The sequence below is a fragment of the Salinibacterium sp. genome (assembly GCF_031364185.1).
Classification (GTDB): domain Bacteria; phylum Actinomycetota; class Actinomycetes; order Actinomycetales; family Microbacteriaceae; genus Rhodoglobus.
In genome coordinates, this window is sequence record NZ_JANLVV010000325.1 from 1 (window position 1) to 5,245 (window position 5,245).

Below are 5,245 nucleotides of genomic sequence, written 5' to 3' on the forward strand. Positions count from 1 at the left end.
TGGGCCAGCATTGCGCTGAGCCCAACCCGCCACCATCATGATCAGCACCACTGCACGACCCGTTCCCCTCACATCGTTACCCCCCAACGCTGACAAGGAATACCCGAACATGACCTCCCGCTTCCGGCCGAGGGCTATCGCCCTTGCCGGTGCTCTCGTCGCAGCCACCCTCTCAGGGTCGCTCATCGAGGCCCCACGGGCCTCCGCCGATGGTGTCGGGTTCGTCGTTCCCATCCTTACCATCTCACCGACGAGCGGAAACACGAACACCGACGCTATGTTCCTTTCCAGCATCGCAACGAACGTGGCAGCTCCTACCCGACTCACCCCGAATGCCATTGCGAGCCTCTCCGGCGGCACCTATATCTTTCAGGATGATGTGAATCGCGGCGCCATCGCGACCGTGCGCACAGTATCCACCCCACCCTCGTACGGCACGTTCGGCCTCAATGGCCAGCCAGGATTCGCAGACAGGTCGGCCGTCGCAGCCAACGATTACGTGAGCAGCCTCGAACTCGACTCGCCATCGCTTGGGCTTGCCACGGGCATCGTCGAACTGCGCTACTACTGGTCGGCGTCACCGATTGCACCCGACGTAGCCACCGATCCCTACGTCCAAATCGCCATCAACTGGAACGCGGCGACCGGCGCCTGGAGCGTACTCCCACCTCCCATCGACACCACGGTGTCGTTCACAGCCGGATCCTCCGGCTCGACTGTCACCCTCGACGCGGCCATCAAGGATTCCGCCACCGGCCTCGTCGACGCGACTGCGCAAGGAACGGTGACCTTGATCGAGAATGGGAGCGTCATCGTGGCAACGGTCGAGGTCGTCTCAGGCCACGCGGTGCTCGTGCTCACAGGCGTCCCGGACGGCCTGCATATCTATAGCGCCGACTACGAGACCTCGAACTTCTACACGCACGTCGGATCGTCCTCACGGCCCGCCTTCGTCTTCGTCACCGCGAACGTAGGGGAACCAGGCATTTCCACGAACGTCTCGGCGACGATCCTCGCGGGCGCCGGTGGTGGCGTGCTGACGTTGACTGGTGTGCCGACAACGGTCGCACTCGGCACCGCAACTCTCAATGCAGGAACGCTCAACGCCCGGGGAACCCTGAATGTTGTTGTCACCGATTCACGCCAGTTGGACTATCCGGGGTGGAGTCTCACCGGCCAGGTCGGCGATTTCATCTCGGCGGGCGCCACTCCGAAGGTTCTCTCAGGTAAGTACCTCGGCTGCACGACAGGCGTGGCCGGTGGTCGGTACTCCATCGGCACACAGGTGCTTCCGGCTCCGGCCTCGGTTGACGGTCTGAAAGCGGTCAGCTTGCTGGCAAGTGGCGTTCCCGAGGATATCGAGGTCAACAACGTTCTCGCTACGTTGCAGCTCAAGGCACCGAAGAACACCCCTGCCGGTAACTACTCGGCAGTGCTCACCCTGACCCTCATCTAGGCCCACGATGCTCCGGATGACATCCCCAAAACGACTGTCACCGTCCTGAATCCGTAGTTAATACTCCGTTCATATCCTGCTCGCTTCGCACTGATTGGCTAACCCGGATGTCCCGAATCACCACCCCCGTTTCTCTGCTCCTGGCCACGGTTTTAGCCCTCTCGCCATTGGCTGTTTCGGCGTTCGGATTTGCTCCGACCCCCACCGCCGTGGCGGCCGATGGCGACATCACGTGGAGCGTGGAGCCGGCCCCCACGGCTGAAGGGGGTCGCCGCACCTTCGACTACCAGACCGACCCCGGTACGCAGATCAATGACACCGTGCTCGTCACCAACCAGGGCACCACCCCCGCCGAGTTCCTGATCTACGCGACCGATGCACGGAACGAGCTCGAAACGGGGGCCTTCGGCCTGCTCAAACGCGAAGAGACGCCTATCGATGCTGGCGCCTGGATCAAGACCGATATCGACAAGATCACTCTCCAGCCCGGCACGGAGGCGAGCATTCCGTTCACCATTCTCGTTCCCTCAGACGCGACCCCCGGCGATCACGTCGGCGGCATCGTTGCGGCAGTCCTCACCACGGGTAATGAGGATGGCGCCGCCGTCGTGCTTGAACAGCGAGTCGGCGCGAGGGTCTACCTGACGGTGTCGGGCATCCCGGATGTCGGGGTCGAGACCAGCGGATTCGTCGCCGGTTTCACTGCGGAGTTGAACCCCTTCGCTCCGGGCACCATGTCGGTCACCTACGACGTGCGCAACACCGGAAACCTGCGCATGGACGTGAACCAAAAGGTACAGATCACCGGGCCGTTCAACATCCCGCTGGGGGAGTTCACCCCTGAGCCGATCTCAAACATCCTTCCGCGCCAGACCGTGCGGGTGACCTCGCAGGTGCCCGCCGTCGCCGCGCTGCTCCTGGCGTGGTCGTCAGTGACCCTGGTGCCCGGTGCGATCGGCACGGCGGGCACCCCCGTCGACGATGGCGCCGAAAATACCGGCTCCTCGCCCACTGCTCCCACCGAGACACCGGATGCGGCCGCAGCTCCCGCCATCGCAGACCCGGCCGCCGCGGCAGACCCCGCGGTCGCCGCCGCGGCAGACGCTCCCGTCGTCGAGACCCAGGAGTCGGTCGAGTTCGTGCCCGTGACATCCTCCGCGTTCTCGCTCGCTGTGTCGTGGACGCTGCTCGCCGTCATCGTCTTCCTTATCCTCGCGATCTTCCTGGTCTACCGCTACGTGACCGGCACCCGCGACCGCCTGTACGACGCGATCGACGAGGCCGCCGAAGCGGCGCGCAATGACGCGCTCGCCGGGGCGAGCGGAACCAGGGCGGGCACGGCATGAGGCGCCTCATTGCCGGCGCGGTTGCGGCGCTGATCATCACCGCCGGCGCGTCGTGGGCACTGCCGAGCACCGCGGCGAACGCCGCAGAGTGCCCGGTGACCAAAACGCTGCCGGTGACGGTCACCATCCCCGACATCGGCCAGTCCGGCCCCGGGGACACCGCGACGCCGGCGCCAACGCCGACGGCCTGCCCCACGGCTACCCCGACACCCGCCCCTTCCGCAAAGCCACCGGGTGGCGCGGCGCCGGGCGCTCCCGCCAGCGGCGGTTCCACGGCGGGCGGATCAACCTCAGGGTCCGGGGCAGCAATGCCCGCGGCCCCGGCGGGCCCCGCAGGCGAGGTGGTCGCCCCGACCCCGCCATCCACACCGACCGATGACGCAGCGAAACTGGACCTTGACCCCGAACGCCTCTCGGTTAAGGAGTGGATGATCGCCAAGGGCAATGGATACACCGCCGGCGAGAACGTGCAGTTCGTGCTCTACCCCGGCGCCGCGGTGATCGGCAGCTACCTCGCCGATGCGTCAGGCAATGTGACGGCGCGCTTCAGGATTCCGGATGAGACCCGGCTCGGATCGCATGTGCTGGAGGCCACGGGCTGGGCATCGACGCGGGTGTCGAACGGTAAGTTCACCGTGGTCTCGGTCACGGTCGCGGGGGCAGAAACTATTGCGCCGCTGTGGTGGGTCATCGTCCTGTGTGGTGCGCTGCTCTTCGGTCTCATCGTGATGGCCCTCTATTTCAGGCACAGCATCGCGCGCGCATTCCACGGTGGGGCAGACGCAGCCGGTACCGCCGCGGTGGGAAGCACACCGTGACCCTGGTCGCCGAACCCGAGGTCGATGCCGGTGTCGCGGTGGTGGCATCCACCCCGGCGAAAGCGCCGCAGCCGCGGAAGGCTCCACCGGCGAAGAAGCCGCCCAAGGGACTGCCGATCTGGCTGCGCAAGCGGCCGAACCGACCGCGCAACAGCCGGCCAGCGCCGACCCCGCGTGACATCCGCTGGTGGGTCGGAGTCATCTGGCTGCTGCTGTCTGCGCTTCTGCTGGGGTTCGTTACCCACGTCACCATCATCGGATCGCTGCAGCATTCGCGCGCGCAGTACGTCATGTACCAGCAGTTGCGCAGCGACCTGGCGCTGGCGATTACGCCCCTCGGGCAGCTTGATGTCGACGGCAAGCTCGTACCCAACGGCACGCCCCTGGGCCTCATCAGCGTTGACCGCCTCGGCATCAACGAGGTCTTCGTGCAGGGCACTGCTCCCTCCGACCTGACCAACGGTCCGGGTCACCGGCGCGACACCGTGCTGCCGGGCCAGGAGGGCACCAGCATCATTATGGGCAGACAGGCGACGTATGGTGGACCGTTCGGTTCGCTGAGCGCGCTGATTCCCGGGGATGAGATCACGGTCACCACCGGCCAGGGCAAGGCCAGCTACACGGTGTTCGGCGTGCGCAGGGAAGGCGACCTACTGCCCGAAGCACTCGCATCGGGGGAGGGGCGCCTCGAGTTGATCACCGCGAACGGGGTGCCGCTGGCCCCATCCGGAGCATTGCACATCGACGCCGCCCTCGAATCCGACGTCAACGAAACGCCATCGCCCGTGTTCACCAAAGAGGTGCTCGACCCGTCTGAGTTCGAGATGGGCGGCGACTCGACGGGGTGGTTCCCACTGCTGTTCTGGCTGCAATGGCTGACCGTGGCCGTCATCGCCCTGCGCTGGGTGCGGGGCCGTTGGGGCATGTGGCAAACGTGGATGATCGCCGTGCCTGTGGTGCTCGCCCTGGGGGCCGCGACCGCTGATGCCGCGATGACGCTCCTTCCCAACCTGCTCTAGCCCGACCCGAGGAAACGACATGGACGAACCGACGAAACCCGCCCGCACCGCCCCTGCTGCACGCACCACCAGCACAGTTGTGTCGAAGAAGCCGGTCGCGGCCCGGCCGAAGAGTGGCGCCACCCGCAAACCGGTGCCGTCGTCACAGAGGCCTGATGCCGCAAAGAAGCCCACGACGAAGACGGCTCCAGCCACAACTGTCGCCGCCATCGAGCCGGTTCAGGATGCGGTTCTGGCCCCGCCAGCGCCCGTCGATGACACCACGACTGCGGTGCCGACGATCACCGGGGTGATGAAGCGTCCCGAACTCCCGGAAACCCAGTGGCAGGGTGGCGAACTCGAGTCGGTGAGCCCCCCGATCATTCCAGACGCACCGCTGGCCGTCCTGCAGGCCAACGCGATCTCGGCCTGGTTTGGCGACCGAAAGGTGCTCGACCGCGTCGACCTGACGATGGAGGCGGGCAAAGTCACCGCGCTCATCGGCCCGTCCGGCTGTGGAAAGTCGACGTTCCTGCGCATCCTGAACCGGATGCACGAAATGATTCCGTCAGCCTCGCTCGCGGGCGAGGTGCTGCTCGACGGGGTCGACATCTACGACGCCAACCG

5 protein-coding genes are annotated in these 5,245 nt (G+C 66.0%); all 5 read left to right on the forward strand.

Annotated features, from left to right (window positions below):
* The first annotated feature begins 109 nt into the window (after positions 1–109).
* Positions 110–1,456 carry a hypothetical protein gene (locus RMN95_RS14275; RefSeq protein WP_309617577.1) on the forward strand — a complete coding sequence of 449 codons (1,347 nt, stop codon included), beginning with the start codon at positions 110–112 and terminating at the stop codon, positions 1,454–1,456.
* Positions 1,457–1,563: 107 nt separating this feature from the next.
* Positions 1,564–2,802, forward strand: coding sequence for a WxL protein peptidoglycan domain-containing protein (locus RMN95_RS14280; protein WP_309617578.1), 1,239 nt, complete (start codon positions 1,564–1,566; stop codon positions 2,800–2,802).
* Positions 2,799–3,620 (forward strand): hypothetical protein, encoded by an 822-nt coding sequence (locus tag RMN95_RS14285; protein WP_309617579.1) that lies wholly within the window; start codon positions 2,799–2,801, stop codon positions 3,618–3,620. Before RMN95_RS14280 ends, RMN95_RS14285 begins: the two co-directional genes overlap by 4 nt.
* Complete coding sequence (locus RMN95_RS14290) at positions 3,617–4,639, forward strand: sortase domain-bontaining protein (RefSeq protein WP_309617580.1); 1,023 nt, start codon at positions 3,617–3,619, stop codon at positions 4,637–4,639. Before RMN95_RS14285 ends, RMN95_RS14290 begins: the two co-directional genes overlap by 4 nt.
* 19 nt (positions 4,640–4,658) lie before the next feature.
* On the forward strand, positions 4,659–5,245 hold a 587-nt coding region (locus RMN95_RS14295; RefSeq protein WP_309617581.1), incomplete at its 3' end, for an ATP-binding cassette domain-containing protein.

Excerpts from the sequence above, each read along its gene's own strand:
- RMN95_RS14275 (WP_309617577.1), top strand. The coding sequence starts at position 110 with ATGACCTCCCGCTTCCGGCCGAGGGCTATCGCCCTTGCCGGTGCTCTC.
- RMN95_RS14285 (WP_309617579.1), top strand. The coding sequence starts at position 2,799 with ATGAGGCGCCTCATTGCCGGCGCGGTTGCGGCGCTGATCATCACCGCC.
- RMN95_RS14280 (WP_309617578.1), top strand. The coding sequence starts at position 1,564 with ATGTCCCGAATCACCACCCCCGTTTCTCTGCTCCTGGCCACGGTTTTA.